Origin of the sequence: Flavobacterium anhuiense, from assembly GCF_001705175.1 — a bacterium.
Taxonomy (GTDB): Bacteria; Bacteroidota; Bacteroidia; order Flavobacteriales; family Flavobacteriaceae; genus Flavobacterium; species Flavobacterium anhuiense.
In genome coordinates this window covers 1,488,484-1,507,852 of the sequence record NZ_CP016907.1, presented here as the reverse complement: position 1 = coordinate 1,507,852, position 19,369 = coordinate 1,488,484, and the positions used below count along the sequence as shown (strand labels likewise).

General features: G+C 34.3%; 17 protein-coding genes. 5 read left to right on the top strand and 12 right to left on the bottom strand.

Features of this window, described 5'->3' with window-relative positions; genetic code table 11:
* Positions 1-59 precede the first annotated feature (59 nt).
* The 3 genes from BB050_RS06385 to BB050_RS06375 all read right to left on the bottom strand — a co-directional run bounded on the left by BB050_RS06385 (position 60) and on the right by BB050_RS06375 (position 4,680).
* Positions 60-2,486: an ABC transporter permease gene (locus BB050_RS06385; RefSeq protein WP_066033009.1), complete on the bottom strand. Its 2,427-nt coding sequence runs from the start codon at positions 2,484-2,486 to the stop codon at positions 60-62.
* 133 nt (positions 2,487-2,619) lie between these two features.
* On the bottom strand, positions 2,620-3,327 hold the full coding sequence (locus BB050_RS06380) for an ABC transporter ATP-binding protein (RefSeq protein ID WP_066033008.1): 708 nt from the start codon (positions 3,325-3,327) through the stop codon (positions 2,620-2,622).
* 102 nt (positions 3,328-3,429) lie between these two features.
* A complete protein-coding gene (locus BB050_RS06375; RefSeq protein WP_083219811.1) occupies positions 3,430-4,680 on the bottom strand; it encodes an efflux RND transporter periplasmic adaptor subunit in 1,251 nt (416 codons plus the stop codon).
* 160 nt (positions 4,681-4,840) lie between these two features.
* Between BB050_RS06375 and BB050_RS06370 the strand changes: the two genes are divergently transcribed.
* Complete coding sequence (locus BB050_RS06370) at positions 4,841-6,193, top strand: sigma-54-dependent transcriptional regulator (RefSeq protein WP_066033006.1); 1,353 nt, start codon at positions 4,841-4,843, stop codon at positions 6,191-6,193.
* A gap of 137 nt (positions 6,194-6,330) precedes the next feature.
* Complete coding sequence (locus BB050_RS06365; RefSeq protein ID WP_066033005.1) at positions 6,331-7,656, top strand: sensor histidine kinase; 1,326 nt, start codon at positions 6,331-6,333, stop codon at positions 7,654-7,656.
* 169 nt (positions 7,657-7,825) lie between these two features.
* Here BB050_RS06365 and BB050_RS06360 read toward each other — a convergent pair whose 3' ends face one another.
* From BB050_RS06360 to BB050_RS06340, 5 genes are all read right to left on the bottom strand, one after another.
* Positions 7,826-8,152 (bottom strand): MGMT family protein, encoded by a 327-nt coding sequence (locus BB050_RS06360; protein ID WP_066033004.1) that lies wholly within the window; start codon positions 8,150-8,152, stop codon positions 7,826-7,828.
* A gap of 83 nt (positions 8,153-8,235) precedes the next feature.
* Positions 8,236-8,874 carry a lysine transporter LysE gene (locus BB050_RS06355; RefSeq protein ID WP_008466275.1) on the bottom strand — a complete coding sequence of 213 codons (639 nt, stop codon included), beginning with the start codon at positions 8,872-8,874 and terminating at the stop codon, positions 8,236-8,238.
* A gap of 42 nt (positions 8,875-8,916) precedes the next feature.
* The gene (gene trmB, locus BB050_RS06350) at positions 8,917-9,594 is read right to left on the bottom strand and encodes a tRNA (guanosine(46)-N7)-methyltransferase TrmB (protein ID WP_008466277.1); all 678 of its coding nucleotides are present in this window, start codon (positions 9,592-9,594) and stop codon (positions 8,917-8,919) included.
* Positions 9,595-9,731: 137 nt separating this feature from the next.
* A complete protein-coding gene (locus BB050_RS06345; RefSeq protein WP_066033003.1) occupies positions 9,732-11,114 on the bottom strand; it encodes an ammonium transporter in 1,383 nt (460 codons plus the stop codon).
* 263 nt (positions 11,115-11,377) lie between these two features.
* Complete coding sequence (locus BB050_RS06340; RefSeq protein ID WP_066033002.1) at positions 11,378-11,866, bottom strand: nuclear transport factor 2 family protein; 489 nt, start codon at positions 11,864-11,866, stop codon at positions 11,378-11,380.
* Positions 11,867-12,098: 232 nt separating this feature from the next.
* On the opposite strand from BB050_RS06340, the gene BB050_RS06335 reads away from it, so the two are divergent.
* Positions 12,099-12,758: a hypothetical protein gene (locus tag BB050_RS06335; protein WP_066033001.1), complete on the top strand. Its 660-nt coding sequence runs from the start codon at positions 12,099-12,101 to the stop codon at positions 12,756-12,758.
* Positions 12,759-12,980: 222 nt separating this feature from the next.
* On the opposite strand, the gene BB050_RS06330 is transcribed toward BB050_RS06335, so the two are convergent.
* A complete protein-coding gene (locus tag BB050_RS06330) occupies positions 12,981-13,295 on the bottom strand; it encodes an HPF/RaiA family ribosome-associated protein (RefSeq protein WP_066033000.1) in 315 nt (104 codons plus the stop codon).
* 342 nt (positions 13,296-13,637) lie between these two features.
* Here BB050_RS06330 and BB050_RS06325 point away from each other — a divergent pair, with 342 nt between their 5' ends.
* Positions 13,638-13,871: a hypothetical protein gene (locus BB050_RS06325; protein WP_066032999.1), complete on the top strand. Its 234-nt coding sequence runs from the start codon at positions 13,638-13,640 to the stop codon at positions 13,869-13,871.
* Between the two features lie 45 nt (positions 13,872-13,916).
* On the opposite strand, the gene BB050_RS06320 is transcribed toward BB050_RS06325, so the two are convergent.
* Both BB050_RS06320 and BB050_RS06315 read right to left on the bottom strand, forming a co-directional pair.
* On the bottom strand, positions 13,917-14,702 hold the full coding sequence (locus tag BB050_RS06320) for an HNH endonuclease (protein ID WP_066032998.1): 786 nt from the start codon (positions 14,700-14,702) through the stop codon (positions 13,917-13,919).
* A gap of 184 nt (positions 14,703-14,886) precedes the next feature.
* On the bottom strand, positions 14,887-17,358 hold the full coding sequence (locus BB050_RS06315; protein ID WP_066032997.1) for an AsmA family protein: 2,472 nt from the start codon (positions 17,356-17,358) through the stop codon (positions 14,887-14,889).
* Between the two features lie 232 nt (positions 17,359-17,590).
* Here BB050_RS06315 and trxA point away from each other — a divergent pair, with 232 nt between their 5' ends.
* The gene (gene trxA, locus BB050_RS06310) at positions 17,591-17,908 is read left to right on the top strand and encodes a thioredoxin (protein ID WP_008466289.1); all 318 of its coding nucleotides are present in this window, start codon (positions 17,591-17,593) and stop codon (positions 17,906-17,908) included.
* A 228-nt stretch (positions 17,909-18,136) separates the two neighbouring features.
* On the opposite strand, the gene BB050_RS06305 is transcribed toward trxA, so the two are convergent.
* Positions 18,137-19,360 carry a hypothetical protein gene (locus BB050_RS06305; RefSeq protein ID WP_066032996.1) on the bottom strand — a complete coding sequence of 408 codons (1,224 nt, stop codon included), beginning with the start codon at positions 19,358-19,360 and terminating at the stop codon, positions 18,137-18,139.
* Positions 19,361-19,369 lie beyond the last annotated feature (9 nt).

The window sequence follows — 19,369 nt, the reverse complement described above, 5'->3', positions numbered from 1 at the left end:
AAGCCCGACGGATTTTACTGAAATCTGTCGGGCTTCTTTAAAAAAAATGGTCTACAAGCTTATTCGTATTTTAAATATTTTAAGACATCTATTTTGGTTACCTGAAATGCTTTTGTTAAAACGATTACTAAAGTTAAAATCAAAAGAGAAATCAAGGCAATTGCAAAAGGTACTGTCGAAATTCCAATTCTAAAAGCGAAATCTTCAAGCCATTTCTGTAATAATATATAAGCAGGAACAATTCCGATTCCAAATCCTATTAAACAGAAAACAATATATTGTTTCGATAATTCTTTTAAGAGGATATCTGTTTCGGCTCCTAATGTTTTTCGAATGGCGATTTCTTTCAATCTTCTCTCCATCGAAAATGATGCCAAAGCAAACAATCCAAATACAGCAATTACAATTACAACCAAATTTAAGATGAAAAACAGATTTTTCTGCTTTACTTGCTCCGCGTAAGTCTTCGCAAATCCTTTGTTAACAAATTCGTAATCAAACGGATAATCTGGATTGACATTCTTCTCCCAATATGATTTCAATTTTTCTAACGTTTCTGTTAAATTATTAGGAGAAACCTTTACAAGCACATTATTAAAATTATTCCATTTTAAAGTTTGTAAGTTTATGAATACCATTGGAGGGACTTTGTCCTGAAGGCCAGTGATATTAAAATCTTTAACAACCCCTACAATTTTAAATTTCAAATTACCTTTATCATTTCCCCATCCAGATGTTATAATAGTATTTATTGGGTCTTTAAGATTAAGTGTTTTTACTAAGGTTTCATTCATAAGCATGCTGCTTATGGTATCTGAAGCATATTGAGGAGACAAATCACGCCCTTTTACAATTTTGATTTTCATCATATCAAGGAAACCAAAATCCATTTCCACATTTCTTGGCTGTACAAAAATGCCATTGTGCTTAAAGCCAGAGCTAGAATTGGTGCTTCCTCCAAAAGATCCTGCAAAAGCAGAAACACCTAAAACGCCGGGTATTTTTTTGATTTCTTGTTTGGTGGCTAAATATTGGTCTGTTCGTTTAGATCTATCAAGGTTATTAAATGGAATAGAAATTACCTGATCTCCGCTGAAACCTAAATCTTTTTCCATCATATAATTAACTTGAGAATTGACAATTAATGCGCCAATAATAAAGAATGCAGCGATTCCGAATTGAAAAATAAGCATAGAATTTCGAATCCAGATACCACTTTTACTTCTTGAAAAATTCCCTTTCAAAACTTTTAAAGTCTCAAAATTTGAAATATAAATGGCAGGGAAAATACCTGCAAAAATGATTACTAATCCAAATATTAAAATAAGCTGCAGGTAGAATTCACTGCCATTTATAGTTAGTGTTTTGTTCAGGAAGTTGTTGTAGTAAGGCAATGATAGTTCTACAATAGCCAAAGCAAATAAAATGGCTAATGTTACGATTATGGCAGTTTCAAAAATAAACTGAGCAATAATCTGGTTTTTAGAGGCGCCTACGATTTTGCGTACTCCAACTTCTTTGGCGCGTTTTATTGCCGATGCTGTCGCCAAATTGATATAGTTTACCAATGATAAAACTAAAATCAAAACAGATAAACCTAGCATAATATAAAGCAATTTTAAATTGCCATAACCTTCTGGAAAATTTTTCCCTCCTGAACTTTTTGTACCGTGCAAACGAGATGTTTTCAGTTGGTCTATAATTACTTTTACTTCACCATTTTCTTTAATATATTGTTCGACAGTTTGCCCGCTTTCTTTAGCATCTTTTACCGTTCTGTTTATATAAACTACATTCTGCATTTTCTTTAAAACAAGAGCAGGATCAACTCCATCTTTAATTTTGACCATTAAGCCATAATTAAAATTCCCCCAGCTATTTAAATCTCCTTCTCTTTTTACACCGCTAAAAACGTAAGTTGGCTCAATTGATGAAGGTTTAATTAATCGGTAAACCGACTTAACAGTGTAAATGTTATTATTGTATGAAATAGATTTTCCAATAGGATCTTCATTCTTAAAAAGCAATTCGGCTTGTTCAGTAGAAATGGCTACACTATTTTTTTCTTTTAGGATATTCTGTTTGGCACCTTTTACGATTTCGAAAGGGAAAAAGTCGAAGAAATTTTCATCAGAAACCATAATGTTTTTAGTCAACAGTTTTTGATCTTTATATTTGATCACTTCTTCGTCGTACCAGTTGTTCATAAAGCATATTTCCTCAATTTCTGGTATGCTTGCTTTGGAAGTTTCTCCAAAAGGAATCGAATTGGAAGCCCAAATGTCTCCCGAGCCAATTTTGTTAAGAACCAAATAAGAGTTTTCTTTTTCCGGATTCCATTGGTCGTAAGAATGCTCATTATTCCAGTAAAGAATGGCAAAAATAATTGAAGCAATTCCGATGCTTAATCCCAGAACATTTAAAAACGAAAACAGTTTGCTTTGTTTTAAATGATATATAAATATTTTAAACCAGTTAAAAATCATTTTGATATATATTTTTATAGTTGATATGGCAGTTTTTTTCGAAACCTTTCGGTTTTAAATCATAGTAAATATTTTGCACACTAATTCTACCAGAACTACAAGTGCAGTAACAATAATTTTAATCATCACTTTATTATTTAGCGTCCATAAAAACATCAACATTTCGTTGGTTTAACTTTTCAGAAAATATAACTCCGTCTTTCATATGAATGGTTCTCTGCGAAAAAGAAGCATCATAATCAGAGTGGGTAACCATCAAAATAGTAGCGCCTTTAGCATGTAGATCGGTTAAAAGCTCCATTACCTCATTGCCGTTTTTACTGTCTAAGTTTCCGGTCGGCTCATCGGCCAAAATAATTTTCGGATCATTTACCAAAGCTCTTGCAACGGCAACTCTCTGCTGCTGACCTCCAGAAAGCTGTTGCGGGAAATGCTTCAAACGATGAGAGATATTAAGTTTCTCAGCAATAGCCTCAATTTTTTGTTTTCTTTCAGAAGCTTTTACATTGTTATAAAGCAAAGGCAGTTCGATATTATCGTAAACAGAAAGCTCATCGATTAGGTTGAAATTTTGAAAAATGAAACCAATGTTTTCTTTTCTCACCTGCGCTCTTCCTTTTTCTTTCAAACCAATCATTTCTTGATTTAGTAATTTGTAGCTTCCGCCACTAGCGCCGTCAAGAAGACCGATTATGTTTAATAAAGTCGATTTTCCACAGCCCGAAGGCCCCATGATAGTTAGAAAATCACCTTTTTTTATTTCTAAATTGATACCGCTCAAAGCAGCAGTTTCTATTTCTTCTGTTCTAAAAACTTTGGTTAAATTCTGAATTGTGATCATAATTTTTTAAGGTTTTGAAATGTTATTAAAATCGTTTTTTGATTGATGATTGATCTTTTATAATTGTGAATTGTGAATTGTGAATTGTAAAACTGCGACTGTCTACTGTGACTGCAACTCAAGAGAAAGCTCTTCAATATCTATATAATCGGTATAAGAAGAAGTGACTACAGATTCGCCTTCTTTTAAGCCTTCTAAAACTTCGTAGTAAGAAGGATTCTCGCGTCCTAATTTGATATTTCTTCTTACGGCTTTATTTCCGTTTACTACAAAAATCCATTTTCCGGCTGCTTCTTGATTAAAAGCGCCTCTCGGAATAACTAAAGTTTTGTTCTTTTCAGATAAAATCAATTTTACGCCAAAGCTAAGTCCATCCTGAAGCACAATATTTTCTTTCGATGCAAAAGCCAATTCTACGGTAAATCTTCCGCCTTTAACTTCTGGAATTACTTTAGTAACAATAACTTCAAGATTTTTGCCTTTAAATTCCACTTGTCCTTTTAATCCTTCTCTAAGTTTTTCCAAATAAAATTCGTCAACTTCGGCAGTCAATTTGTATCCTTTATTAGAATCAATTTTTCCGATACTTGCGCCTGCCTGAAAAGTCTTCCCTAGAACAGGTTCAAAAGAAGTCAGTCGACCTGTTTCTGGCGCTGTGATTAAAAAGTTCTTTTTGTTATTTCTAAGAATATCCAAACTCTTTTCCATAGTCTGGATCGAACGGTTTATTTGAGAAATCTGAACCTGATTGCTTTGTTTTTCTTTTTGAATGCTCTGCTGAATTGTTTTTTTACGTTCTTCTTGAAAACGAAGGCTTTCTTTAAAAGTATTCCAGTCATTTTTAGAAATTACATCTTTCTCGTACAGCTTTGCATTCATATCGTACAATCTTTTGGCATCGTTGTAATCATGTTCAATTAAAACTAAATCTTTGTTTAAGTTTAATTCCTGATTTCGGATGTTTAATTTCCCCGTATTCAAATTGTTGATTTGCTCAATAATAGCAGTTTCCTGAGTCAGATAATTCAATTCTGTGTTCGGATTATACAAACGAGCCAGAGATTGCCCTTTGGTGACCATTGCGCCATTTTCTACAAAAATCTCTTTTACAGAACCACCTTCGGTAACGTTTACCAGCATAACATTCAAAGGTTCTACTTTTGCCTGAAAAACGACAAAATCTTCAAAAAAAGCTTTTTCCGCTTTTTGAATTACCAATTCGTCTGCTTTTACATTTAAAGTTCTTTTGGTGTTAAAAGCGAAAACCGAGATGGTAAGCAAAACTAAAAAAACAGCAATTGCTATTGCGAGATATCTAAATTTTTTATTTTTACGAGGAATTATCGTGTCCATTTTTTTAAATATTTTACTGATAATCAATAGGTAAATACTGTGCCATAGAATTTATTATTTGTAAAGTATTGATTTTAAAGAGGCTTCAGAAAACACTTCAAAAAAGCAGTGTCCGATAATGAACAGTTGACCGTTCGTAAGCGGACAGAAAAAAGACCACATGAGAAAAAAACTAGCCCAAATATTAGTTGTCGACGATCAGGAAGAAATTCTTTTTTCTGCAAAAATGATTCTTAAAAAGCATTTCGAAACCATTTTTACAACCAATAGTCCCAAAAAAATCATTTCAATTTTAAGCGAAAATGACATAAATGTGGTTTTGCTGGATATGAATTACCGAATTGGTTTTGAAGACGGGCGCGAAGGAATTCATTGGCTGAAAGAAATTAAAGAGCTTTCTCCACAAACTATTGTGATTTTAATGACCGCTTTTGGAAAAATTGAAACTGCTGTAGAAGGCATTAAAATTGGAGCTTTTGATTATGTTCTAAAGCCTTGGAACAACGAAAAACTGTTAGAAGTTATTGATAAAGCAGTTATCGAAAGCAGAAAAAACAGTAAAAAAACAACTTCAGAAAAATTAGAAAAGACCGAGAAAAAATATTTTGTCGGGACTTCGGCAAAAATAAAGCAAGCGTATTCTATAGCCGAAAAAGTGGCCCGAACAGATGCCAATGTTTTGATTTTGGGCGAAAACGGAACAGGAAAGTATGTTTTTGCAGAATATATTCATCAGCATTCAGAAAGAAGAAACCAGCCTTTTGTGCATGTAGATTTGGGTTCGTTAAGTGATAATTTATTTGAAAGCGAACTTTTCGGTTACGCAAAAGGTGCTTTTACAGATGCTAAAATCGATACTCCAGGCCGTTTCGAGAATGCTTCAAACGGAACTATTTTTTTAGACGAAATTGGGAATATTCCGCTACATCTTCAAGCTAAATTATTGCATGTTTTGCAAACCAAAACCGTAACGCGTTTGGGCGAAAGCAAGCCAAGACCATTGAATGTTCGCGTAATCGCAGCTACAAACAGTGATATAAAAACTGAGGTAAAGAATAAAACGTTCCGTGAAGATTTATTGTACAGAATAAATACAATGGAAATAAATCTTCCATCTCTTCGCGAAAGAAAAGATGACATTGTACCAATGGCAAACTTTATTCTGGAACAGATTGCTGAAAAATACAATCAGGAAAACTGGCATTTTGAGGAAAATGCGGCACCATATCTGGAAAAATATCCGTGGAAAGGAAATGTCCGCGAAATGGAAAACAAAATCGAACGCGCTTTGATTTTGGCTGAAAACAATACCATTTCGGTAATGGATTTAGATATTTTGGATTTTGAGGAAATTCAAGAAAATGATGAAAATCCATTATCGGAAATGGAAAAAGGCGCCATTGAAAAAGCATTGTTCAAACACAACGGGAACATCAGTAAAACGGCTGAAGAACTTGGTTTGTCGCGCGCTGCATTATACAGAAGAATAGAAAAATACGATTTGAAGAATTAGAGAAAAAGAAGCAAGAGTTAAGATTTTTACTTTATCTTAAATTTTAGTTTCACGCAGATTTTGCAAATTTAGCAGATAAAAAAAACTTTAATCTTTTTATCCCGATAGCTATCGGGAGTGGCAAACAAAAAAACTAAATGAAAAACTGGAAATTTTATAACGCGTTGTTCGTAAGAGTAGTGTTTGTCATGGCACTCTTTCTTTGCAGTGCTTTATTGTTTTATAAAGGATTTCGATTCAATGGTATTTTGGCTGGAGTTTTCGTTTTGATTTTCCTTTTCGAAATGTATTTTTTCGTCAAAAATCAGTTGCTGTTTTATGATAAAACCATACACTCAATTTTGCATGATGACTTTTCTGCCCATTTTCCGGAAGAGCATAAAAGAGATAATTTCAACAGTCTCTACCAATTGTATGATACATTAAAGACACAGAGACAAGAACAGACTTCCAAAGAAATAATCTATCGTTCGATTTTGAACAGTATAGATACTGCAGCCTTAATTTTAGAGAAAGAAAACGATTCTTGGTCTGTTTTTATAATGAATGACTGTTTTTCAAATCTCTTCAAAGTGCCAAAAGTAAGCCATTGGCAATATCTTAAAAACTATATTCCGAGTTTGTGCAGTGAGATTGAAAAGGTTGGTTTTACAGAACTTAAGACTGCTATTTCTATCAAAATTGAAGATCAAGACCTTCAGACTTTTATGCTTCAGACTTCGCATACTCAAACGTATAATAAAGAGTATTTTATCATTTTGCTAGATAGCATTCAGCGAGTGATCGAGAAAAAAGAAAAAGAAGCATGGATTAATTTAATGAAGATTATTTCGCATGAATTAATGAATTCTTTAACGCCGATTCGTGCGCTTTCGCAGAATTTGCTTCATATTGTAGATCAGGAAGAATTAGAAGAAGATGATTTTGAAGACATCAAAAGCAGTATTTCAACCATTATCAATAGAAGTGATCATTTGCAGTTTTTCGTGGAGAATTATCGTAAACTGGCAATGCTGCCAACGCCAAACAAGCAAATGACGCCAATTAATGCTTTATTTGAAGATTGTTTACGAATTATGAGTCCGATCTTGAAAGACGAAGGAATCGAATTGATAAATGAAATACACAGTTCACGTTCTATTATGATTGATAAAAATCAGATGGAGCAAGTGATTATCAATTTGATTACCAATAGTATTCATGCATTAAAAGAAAAAACAGAAAAGAAACTACTAATTTCGAGTTATACTGAAAACAATCGCTTTTTTATTGTGATTGCCGATAATGGAAAAGGGGTTGATGCTGAGATTCGAGATAAAGTTTTTCTTCCGTTTTTTACCACTAGAAAAGATGGAGCGGGAATTGGATTAACGCTTTCTAAAAATATTATAGAAGCACATGGAGGTTATCTAAGCTATCAAACGGATGAAGATAAAACAAGTTTTGTGATTTGTTTGATTTAGTAGGTTTGCCGCAAAGGCGCAAAGTTTTTGGTTCCCGCAGATTTTGCAGATTCGGCAGATTTTGAATTTTAAAAAAAAAGAAAATCGGCTAGATCTGCGAGAGAAAAATAAAAATATAAATTCTTTCTTCTAAAATGAACTTATATCACTTATATGGTATAAATGATTTTTACGATTCGACTTCCGGTTTCCAGAAATGCTTTTCAAAATCTACAATCTGATTGTTGACTACTTTAATTCCTTCATTTTCTAAAAGTTGCTGCATTAAATTGGTTCCGTCAAAATGATGCTTTCCTGTTAGTAGTCCTTTTTGGTTTACAACTCGGTGCGCAGGAACATCGTCCATATTATGGCAGGCATTCATTGCCCAGCCCACCATTCTTGCTGAGCGGGCAGCACCTAAAGCTTTTGCAATAGCGCCATAAGAAGTAACTTTTCCAAATGGGATTTGTCTGACGATTACATACACTCTTTCGAAAAAATTTTCTTCAGTCATTTTAAAATATTTTTACCATTCCGATATGAAGTTAATAAAAATAAAAACTTAATTTTTCTTAATCTCTTAATGGTTAGGTTTATTTATCCGAAGTAGTAATTCAAGATATTAAAAAGTGTCGCAAGTGCAACCAATCCTGTGATAGTTCCGATAATGGTATTCATGTTTCGCATGAAATAATCGGTTTTCTTTTCTATTTTTCCAAAGAAAGCAATATAACTATATAAAATTGCAAAAGCTCCAAGAACCGAGCCCAATACAAAGGTTAGAATAATAGTGTTTTCGAATACGAAAAGATGATATGAAGCAAGCGTTACACTTATTACAACATAATACGGGATAGGAAAGAAGTTTAATCCCGAAAGCAGCATTCCGAGAAAGAAACTGCTTTTTTTGCTGGTCTTCTTTAGTTTCGTTTTTTTCTTTGCTATTGGATCTTTTGCAAAAAAGAAAAAATAAATGGTTAAGATCGAAAAAATGATAAAACCAGCTTCACGCAATAATATTACAACATCTGGGCGATTGTCTATCACACGAGCAAACAATACCGCAATGTAAGCCTGAAAAAAAATAATTAAAACCGCACCAATTACAAACGACAGAGCATTCTTTTTTCCTTCTTTCATTTTTATTTTGGCAGCCGTCATATTGAGCAATCCTGGCGGAATAGTTCCAATGGCAGCGGCAATAAAGCCCGAAAGTAAAGGAGTAAGGTAGGTCATTTAGCTATTAAAATGGGTTAGATAAAGGTTTCAAAATTAAAGTTAGTCTTTAATTTTGAAACGAATATACGTAATTGCCTTATTAATTTCTAAATATTGTTTTTCGTAGAAAGTCTGAATAGAAGTCACAACTTCAGGGCTTCCTTCGTTTTTATATACGTTATGGTTGGCATACAAAACCTCGTGACCTTCGCCATGAAGCAATCCAAGAGTGTAGCCGTGCATAAATTCGCTATCGGTTTTAAGGTTTACGACACCGTCTTTTTTCAGGATTTTTTTGTACAATTTCAAAAACTCAGAATTCGTCATTCTATGTTTGGTTCTTTTGTATTTGATTTGCGGATCTGGGAAAGTAATCCAGATTTCGTCAACTTCGCCTTCAGCAAAAATATGATTGATCAATTCGATTTGCGTGCGAACGAAAGCTACATTATGAAGACCGTTTTCTACAGCAGTTTTAGCACCACGCCAGAAACGAGCACCTTTAATGTCAATTCCGATAAAATTTTTGTCAGGATATCTTTCTGCTAATCCAACAGAATATTCTCCCTTTCCACATCCTAATTCTAAAACTAATGGATTATCATTTTTAAAGAAATCAGAATTCCATTTTCCTTTTAAAGGCATTAAATCACCTACAACTTCTTCTCTGGTTGGTTGAAAAACGTTTTGAAATGTTTCGTTTTCTCTGAATCTTTTTAGTTTATTTTTACTTCCCACTTTTACAAAAATTTTCGGCAAAATTAAGGAATATAAACGAATGAAAATAGCGTAATTAGGTTTAAAAAGTTTTCCGCCACGAATTCACGAATTTTATTTTAAAAATAATTCGTGAATTCGTGGCGGAAAAAATAATATTAACCGTAATGAGGTTCTGTAATTGGTTTTAATTTTGGATCAAGTGATTCATCATGTTGAGATAAATCCAATCCGATGTGTTCTGATTCTTCTGAAACTCTCAGAGGAATAATGAAATTGGTTACTTTGAACAAGAAATAAGCTCCGAAGAAAGTAAAAATCGAAACTAAAACCAACGCCATCATGTGATGTCCGAAAACATTCCATCCGCCGTGAAGTAAGCTTGCATCTTCGCCGTGAGCGAAAATAGCAGTTAGAATCATTCCCATAATTCCGCCAACACCGTGACAAGCAAAAACATCAAGTGTATCGTCGAATTTTTTAGAATATTTACAGTTTACAGCTGTATTAGAAACCAAAGCCGTAATAAAACCGAAGAACATACTTTCTGGCACCGAAACAAATCCGGCAGCTGGTGTAATGGCAACAAGACCCACAACAGCTCCAATACATGCTCCAAGAGCAGAAACTTTTCTTCCATTCATTCTATCAAAGAAAATCCAAGTTAACATGGCTGCAGCCGATGAAGTTGTCGTGGTTGCAAAAGCCATAGCTGCAGTTCCATTGGCAGCAAGAGCAGATCCAGCGTTGAATCCGAACCAGCCGAACCAAAGCATTCCCGTTCCTAATAATACAAACGGAATATTGGTTGGAATATGCTGGCTATTTTTTCTTTTTCCTAAAACAATAACGCCTGCCAAAGCTGCAAAACCAGAACTCATGTGCACCACAGTTCCTCCTGCAAAATCTTTAACACCAAAATAGCTTCCTAAAACACCTGTTGGGTACCAAACTGCGTGACATAAAGGAGCATAAATGAATATCGTGAATAAACTAATGAAAACTAAATAAGAAATAAAACGAACACGCTCAGCAAACGAACCCGTAATGATTGCAGGGCAAATGATGGCAAATTTCATCTGAAACAAAGCAAAAAGCATAAACGGAATCGTATTGGCCAATTGTTTATGAGGCAGAACACCAACATAATCCATAAAAGCAAAAGTAGTCGGATTTCCGAAAAAGCTATAAAAATGATCTCCAGAACCAAAACCAACCGGTTCTCCAAAAGCCAAACTAAAAGCTACGACAACCCATAAAAGTGTAACGACACCCAAACAGATAAAACTTTGTAGCATGGTCGAAATAACGTTTTTCTTGCCAACCATTCCACCATAGAAGAAAGACAATCCTGGTGTCATAATTAAAACTAAACAGCTCGAAGTAAGCATCCAAGCAACATCAGCAGGAACGATATGATCTATAGTTCCGAATTCTGATAAAACATAATTATTTTCTGTAACTGTTGGCCAAAATGCCCCTATCGTACATACGACGCTTATCATGATAAAGGAGATAATCCAGCGTTTTTCTATTTTCATTTTTAAAATACTTTGTTTAACCCTATTTTTTTTGGGGTCAAAGTTAGAAAAAAATAAAGATTCTTGTTTTAAAGGCTGTTAAAATAGAGGTATGGGTTTTATTTTGATCAATTTTGTAAAATACAGCTCATTTTTTTGACAGTATCTTATTCTAAAGTTACAAAAAAGCGCTGTTTTTGCCGAATTAATTAAAATTAATCTGCTAACATCGCTTCTAATATGCTCAAAAAGTTACGTTTATAATAAGAAAACCGTAAAATGTTTTATTTTTTCTGAAGTTTCGCAATCAAAGCGTCTTCAATTGGCGCTTTTATCTTAGTTACAGCATCAACTTCGTCATTCGGAATCGTCATGGATAAAACATAATGTTGAATTTTCCATTCGTTCCCCACTTTTATTAAGACTCCAGAACCGCGACAGATTTTCATTTGCGTGTCTAGTAATTCATCAAACCAAGCAATTTTTCCGCTTTTACCAAAAAAGATATGACGCTCTAAGGCTTTAAAATTCCAAGTTGTTCCTTTATCAAAAAATGGTTTTGCCCAGATAGCAAATTCTTTTTTAGTCCAATTTTCAGTTGCATCAGTTCCAATGTAGATTGCATCGTCTGCCAATACATTAAAGTAAGCATCATATTTTACCTCGCCCGCAGCTTTATGCCACGCGTCAAGAGTTTGATTGATTTTGTTTTTGTCGGTTTGTGCATTTGCAAAAGTTGCAGCGAATACAAGAAGTAAAAGTATTTTTTTCATGAGATATGTTATTTGACTTTAAAGGTATAATTTTTTTGAACCATATAAGTGATATAAGAAAACTAAAAAAAAACCAATTATTGCCACAAAGGCACCAAAGCGCAAAGTTTATTTTAGGATGCCTAATGACTATGTACCTTTGTACCTCATTAAATTATCATTAACAATATTCATGTCATTTAATCTCTCAAAAAACCACTATATTTGATTCATCAATACAAATACCCCAGTCATGAAGGCAAAATTACTTATAAGTTCACTCGCTGTAACTTCTCTATTGTTCGTTTCCTGTAAAAAGGAATTAGAACCGCAAGAAAGTACAGCAACTTCCGAATTAGTAAGATTAGGACTTGCAAAAGATACAACTAAACCTGCTGCGCCAGTGGTGCAAAATCCTGCAGCAAATCCAAATACAGTTTTAAGCGATACCAAAGGAATTAATCCTGCGCACGGACAGCCGGGCCACCGTTGCGATATTGCAGTTGGAGCGCCTTTAAATTCTGCGCCGACACAGCAAGTTCAAGCAACTCAAGGACAAACCGTACAGATAAATCCGAATCAGCAGAAAATGGTTACGACTACAACTGCCGCGCCAGTTAAAGTGGCAAAAGGAATGAATCCGCCACACGGACAGCCAGGACATCGATGTGATATTCCTGTTGGAGCGCCTCTAAACTCGCCTAAAGCGACAGCAACTCCGACAACCACAAATACGGCTCAAAGCGGAACAGTTACTCAAAACTTTAGCGTTACTCCTCCAGCATCAAACCCAGTTCCAGCGTTGTTAAGCACAGAAGGAAATGAGGCGACAGTTGCAGAAGGAATGAATCCACCACATGGAAAACCAGGTCACCGTTGCGATATTGCAGTTGGAGCTCCTCTTCCTAAATAATAGAAAAGTGACAAAGGTGCAAAGTAGCAAAGGTTCTAAGTTTTTTCCTTTGTCACTTTGTCACTTTGCACCTTTGTCATTCTTTAAATATAAGTGATATAAGAGAATTTAAGATTTTCACACAAAAAAAAGCGAAGTACTAAAAGTGCTTCGCTTTTTTTGTGATATAAAATTTTCCAGTAAACTTAAAATGAACTTATATCACTTATATGGTTTAAAATATTAATGTGTTTTTATTTTTTCGAAAGTCGTAGTCAACGATTTTTTCACTTTGGCCAATGCACCGCTGAAAGCTTTTTCGAGTGTTTCGGCATGTTCTGTAACCGTAATTGGCTGTAGTTTTACAGGACGAACTTCAATCACACATTTTTTGTCATGCAAGCTAAACTTTTCCCCGTTTTCGTCTCCAAAGTGAACTTCTACACGAGTAATTTTATCTTGAAAACGATCTAAGCTTTTCTCTATTTCTCCAGAAAAATAACTTTCTAATCTTGCACTTCCTTCAATGTTTTTGTCGGTGTTGATTTGTACTTTCATAACAAATAAAATTTAATGATTCATTCTCAAACTTATCCATTTTGGCGGAAAAAGGCAAGTGAGTTAAGGAAATATTATGAATTATCTGAGATTTATTTTTTCAATTTTGTAATTTCGATTGGCAGAAAATATACTTATAGTATCTTATTTTTAAAATAAAGAAAAAACCTACAATTAATTTTTGTTTTTCATATATTTGGAGTTCCTAAATGCAAAATATATGAATACAAAAAAAACTTCTTGCCCGTATGGTATGGTGGCGATATTGGAAACAATCGCAACGCTCTTTGCAGCGTAGGACACCTAAGCTATGCGGGTTTTATAATTCCTAAATGCAAAATTATGAGTACAAACACCCTTTCCAAAGAAACCGAATTGAGGTTAACAGAATTCTTCAACAATTCAATTGATTCCAAAAGTATGGCAAAAACCATTAGGCAAGTAAATTTCCTAATTGCGTTAAATGCCATACGAGAAGATGGATTTATGAAAACTGAAACCGTAAATATTGAAGATGGTTTCTTTTGGCTAAATGAATTAGCAGAAATTCTTGATCCTTATCTGGGGATTGAGTAAGAAATGAGAAAAAGCCACTTGAGAAAGTGGCTTTTTTTATGAAACTTATTTATTGAAAATTGTATCTAAATGATGTTCTAAAAATTCTTTCCTCGGTAAATATTTTTGGGCTTTAAGTATTTCTTGATTTTCAATAGGAGCAAAATATTTCTGAAAGTATTCGGTATCTTTTTTCTTTTTTAATGAATCAGAAAATATGATTTTAAGATCTGTATTAATTCCGATTAAACCCTTGTCAAAGGCTTTGTCATAAAGCGCTGAGAAACAAATACCATTTTCAGGCTCTAAACGATATTTTTCATCTGCTGACCAAGGTACAATATGACTAGCAAACAATAATTCTGGAATATCAATTCGGGTGATTGCACATTTGTGTGCATAGTTTGCTAGAACTATTTTTCTAAAAACGCATTGATTTACTCTAGTTTTTACTTCACGAAGAACAGTTTCTCCCTTTAAATCTTTTAAATCTTCAAGAATATCTTTGTATTTGCTTCGAAGAGGAGTATTTTCTTTTTGAGCTAAGATTTCTTCGCTTTGAAACAATAATTCTTCTTTATTTTCGAAAAATTCATCCCAAATCGGTTGAACTTGATTCATTGCATTTTTTAAACCTACTACACCCCTTTCTTGGTGAAAGGGATCAATGCTTGCAAAATTTGCTAATCTCATTGATATTGAACCTGGCGTTCTGTCAATAAGGTTTCCTAATTGAATTACATCTGGATTCTGATCATGAATTTTCCCATATTCAATTTTGAGATATAAATTAAATGCAAGGATTAATTCTTCACGAGACCATAGTCTACGTGTTGGTTTAAGTTGTGGCATTTTTTGGATAATTTGTTCTTCAGTAAATATAAAGAATAAATTATTAAGTAAGTTTTGTCATTCCGAGGAACGAGGAATCACACTAGTATTTCCGCAAAGAAATTCTCCAATCTTTGTCGAGTTTCGAGTGTGATTCCTCGTTCCTCGGAATGACAAAAATGTGAAATTGCTCAAAGAAATGAAATCACCCCTTATCCTTCTTCCCCCACTTAACCTTCATTTTTCCCTCATTATCATAAGCAATCAAATGCAGGACAATGCCCTTTTCGCGAACGGCTTTTCGTTCTTCTTTGGTGGCGAGTTTGGCGTCGTTTTTAGAATTTCTTAGCGGAACGGTAAGCGCGAGATTGGTGCCTCTGCCGAAAGAATAAACACCTTCTGCATCCATGTTAAGAACGCTGGAACTTATGGTGAGTTTATTGACATCGATTTGCTCTCCGCGAAGATTGAGCGAGCCTGATAAATCGCTGAAAGTAATATTCTCAACATCGCGAAGCGGAAAAGCAAATTTGCCGACTTTCATAATCGGTTCAAAATTGATTAAGGCACCTTGGTTGACATTAAAATCGAGTTTTCCTTTCATAGAATTCATGATCAAATCGCCTGTGCTGCTCATTAAACCAGCAACATTGGCATTGCTAGTTAATCGCCCTCGGATGTTTTTCGGACTGAAAGATTTGATTCCGAAGTTATTGAAAGACCTTAAAAAACTTGCAATATCTACACGGTTTACCTGCGCGTTTGAAGTAAAAACATAACGATTTCCGCTTGGCTCAACAGAACCGCTAAAGTTTATGCTTCCGCCAGAAGTATTTAATGTTCCGTTTTTAAGCAGGATTTTAGAATTTAGCATTTGCAGTGTAGCCTGCGTATGGGTTGCCGTCAGTGCGCCATACGTGATTTTATCGGCTTTGAGATTAATTACAGCGGTACATTTTTCGATTACCGATCTTAATTGGTTCGTAAAATTGACATTTTGCTTAACGGTTTTTTTTACTGCCACTTTTTGTTTCGGCGAATTTTGCAAAACGCCCAAAAACTGTTTTACGTCAATATTTGGACAATAGATATTCCAATTTACAACCATTTTTTCTGGTGCGTCGTAATAGAGATTCAAGAAATTATCGATTTTTCCGTCAATACGAATAATGTTCTTTTTGTGTTTGTAGGCTATTTTTTTAATGTAAAGCGCCTCTTGTGTAAAGGACAGTTGCACCGCAGTTTTTTCGGCATGAATTCTTTTCGGAAGATAATCGAATGTTGCATCAGCAATATCAACATCGCCTGTAAATTTGGGTTTATTGATGTACAAATCGACAATATCAAACTGAAATTTCAAATTGGCTTTGGCATGACCGCTTTCAAAATGAAGAATTTTTTCATTCGTCATTCCGTTGAGTTTCGAAATGTCAAAATCGGCATTTACAACTCCGGTGGCAATTGGTTTTTCAAGATTATTAATTACGGCTTGCGCAATTTTTAACGGAATGCTTTCGTATTCGGCTTTAAAATGGGTGAGAATAATAGCGGAATTTGGATCGCTGGACTCCTTTTCGGGTTTAAAAGTGTTAGTAAAAATTCCTTTAAAAGTGCAATTGGTAAACAAACCGTCAGGAATCGTTAATTCGTTATCGCGAACATCTGCTTGAACCACAATTTTCGGATCGCCCTCGACATTCAAATCGCCTTTGATGTCGCAGTTTACCTTAATCGGTTTTTTGATGTCGAATTGGTTGAGTTTCGAGCTAATGTTTGCTGATAATAAATCGGAAGCATTTCGCCATAAAATATCCGTTCCGATATTGATTCCAAAAAGCGAATTGTTTTTTCCGATATTAAAGAAAGCGATAATATTAAAAACATCAGAACCAATTTTAAGTCCTTTGGTTTTAATATCTATTTTCTGATTGGCTTCGGCATACGAAATGTCAAAATTGCCTTCGAGAACTTTTTCTTTGGCAAAACTTCCGTGAACGGTATTAAAGGCAAGACTATTAATTTTAGTTTTCAAAAACAAATTGGTCTGCCAGCTGTCATCTTCATAATTTACTTTTGAATCTAAACTCGCCACATCAAAATCAAACAATTTATGTCCCAAATGATTGTCAATAATAACATGAACTTTGTTGAGGTTTACTTCATCAATCGTAGTTTCGGGCTTTTCTTTATCGGTTTGAGGCTTTTTCTTTTTGGGTTTAAAAATATTGGCATTAGAATAACCGTTTTCGGCTTTGTAGATATAAATATCAGCGTCGTTGATTAAGATTTTATGAATATTGATTTCGTGTTTCAATAAACTCAAAATATTCAAACGCGCTTCAATTTCTTTTGCTCTCAGCAAAGTATGTTTGTGGCTTTGCCATTGATTGTCTTTTATTTCGACATCATTCAGCGCCAATGTGAAGTTTGGGAAACCCGTTAGAAACTTATAATGAAAATCGCCAATATGAAATTTGCCATTTATATTTTCGTTGATTTTGGTATTGACTTTGGCAATAATTTCGGCTTTATTTCGGTTGAAATATATTGACAAACCCCCGCAGGCAAGTAGAAGAATCGCGATTAGGCCAAGAATAAAATATCCAAAACGTTTGGCATATTTTTTAAAAGAATCAGATTGCAGAAAGGATTTTGTTTTGGATAAAGTTTCTTTCATGTTAATCGTATTTTTGGATATACTAAAGATACTAAAAAAATGCTAAAAAGTTTATTGGTTTGATTTTCAGGTAAATAAATTGTAAATTTAGCGTTATACAGTTTATAATTATTGACAATACATTTATAATGAAAACTAATTTAGTAATGGTGTTTGATTTATTTTAAATTTTTAAATTTGTACTGTAGTTTGAAAGTTAATATTTCGAACCTAATTTTAATCTTAATATATTATGGCATTAGCAATAACAGATGCTACTTTTGATGAAGTAGTTTTAAAATCAGATAAACCAGTAATGGTGGATTTTTGGGCAGCATGGTGTGGTCCTTGTAGAATGGTTGGTCCAATCATTGACCAATTAAGCGAAGAGTACGCTGGTAAAGTAGTTGTTGGTAAAGTAGATGTAGATGCTAACCAAGAATTTGCTGCAAAATATGGTGTGCGTAACATACCAACCGTTTTGGTGTTTCAAAATGGTGAAGTAGTAGGAAAACAAGTAGGAGTAGCTCCGAAACAGGCCTACGCAGATAGTTTAGACGCTTTATTGTAATCTTAGATTACGATTAATATAAAAAAGGTCCGACGAAAGTTGGACCTTTTTTATGTGTTGAATTTTTTAAACACATAGAAACATAGATTTTATGCTCATAAAAGAGTTTAGAGAAAACTAGTTTTTACACATAGCTATGTGGTTTTAAATAAGTGAAACGTCTCTATACTCAAAGATAAGCTATGTTTCTATGTGTTAAAATAATTGCAATAGTTGTTCGAAAATTAATTAGTGGCTGTGAGTTTCGCTGTTTTCATAACCCAAAACCGTAATCATATAAGGCGTACTAGAAACTTTAGTCTTTTTAATTTCCAATGTAGTAAGGTTTACTCGCACTAATTCTCCAGTGGTTGGCGAAGTAATGTAAGCAAAACGGTCTGTAACTGCCATTTGAGGTTTTAATGTAGCATCTGTAGCTGTTTCTGCAGTTGCTTTAGTTTCTTTTACCGCTTGCAAACTGCTGATATCATAAAGTTTAAATTCTCCAGAATGCAATAAAACAGCCAGTTTTTTACGATCGTAACTTGTTTTGCATTGCATAATGGTTGTGTTCTGAATAATTGGTTTTACAGTATTAGCCACAACATCAATTAAATATGCGCCTTTTGCGGCTGTATAGCCAATGAATTTTCCAGCAGAAGCCGTTTCTAAAATAGTTCCAAACCAAGCCGTTCCAAAATCTTCTGGATGATTGATCAATTTTTGATTTCCGTTGCTTTCTACAACCAAAATGCCGCTTGACGAACCAAAAACAGCATACACACCGTCTGAGGCATTTCCGTGAATTCCTTTTGTTTGAATTTTAGCATCAAAAAGCGTTTTTCCGGTATTGTCGATGATTTTTACTTTTTCAGGAAGCGTTCCCGTAACCGAATTATCTTTTACCGTAATGGCATAAGTTCCGTTTGTAAAAGTCGCCATTGCACCGTGATGTGCCAATAAACCTGAATTTATCGTTTTGAATGTTGCACCAGCTTTGTTTACATCGGCTTCTTTACCAACAGAAAGCGTTCCGTCGCCGTCGTTAAAAGTTAGGATTTCGCCAATTTTACTTTTAAAATGCGTTGGTTTTAATGCGCTTGTGGCTAAAATTCCAAATTTCGGAACATCATCAACATCAATGTGATCGCCGTGTAATTCCAATCCGCTGTCAAAAGTTTCTACGAAATTATTGTCTCTGTGAACAATTCCTGCATAACGTCCAGATTCTGTTGTGTACAAAGAAGATTTAGCAAATTTTGCCGTAAAAGAACTGATTTTATCTTCATGCGGATCAAAAAGCGTTAGTTCCGTAGTTTTTTCGTCAGAAAGTAAAACTCGAACAAAAGTATGTTCTTCTGAAGTGTCATAGTCATGATCGTGATCGTCGTGGTTGTCATCGTCGTTGCTGCACGAAACCGCAAAAAGCGAAACTGCAAATAAAAATAGTAGTTTGTAAAACTTGTTTTTCATTGTAATGAA